The following is a 470-nucleotide window of genomic DNA, read 5'->3' on the forward strand; positions in this document are numbered from 1 at the left end:
AGGGCGTCGTGCCGGTCTCGGCGGCGAAGGCGCGGGCAAAATGCCGCACGCTCATGCCGGCGCGATCGGCGAGGTCCTCCACCGTCAGGGGCGCGTCGAGATTTTCGCGCGCCCAGGACAACAGTGCGCCGAAGCGGCCGTTCGGCGTCTTCAATTCCAGCAGCGAGGAAAACTGCGACTGGCCGCCGCTGCGGCGATGATACAGCACGAGGTGGCGCGCGGCCTGTTGCGCGATCTCCTCGCCCTGATCCTCGGTGACCATCGCCAGCGCCAGATCGATGCCCGCGGTGATGCCGGCCGAGGTCCAGACATTGCCGTCGCGGGTGAAAATCTGGTCCGGCTCGAACTTCACCTTCGGATAGCGCGCGACGAAATCGCGCGTCCGCCCCCAATGCGTGGTGGCGCGGCGGCCGTCGAGCAGACCCGCCTCGGCGAGCACATAGGCGCCCGAGCAAACGCTCGCGACGCGT

Annotated in this window: 1 protein-coding gene; it reads right to left on the reverse strand. The window is 68.7% G+C overall.

Annotation, left to right across the window (positions count from 1 at the left end; genetic code table 11):
* Positions 1-470 (reverse strand): GlxA family transcriptional regulator (locus tag MOV75_RS41800; RefSeq protein ID WP_247008737.1); only part of this gene is annotated, 470 nt, incomplete at both ends.

It is taken from the genome of Bradyrhizobium sp. PRIMUS42 (assembly GCF_023006515.1).
GTDB lineage: Bacteria > Pseudomonadota > Alphaproteobacteria > Rhizobiales > Xanthobacteraceae > Bradyrhizobium.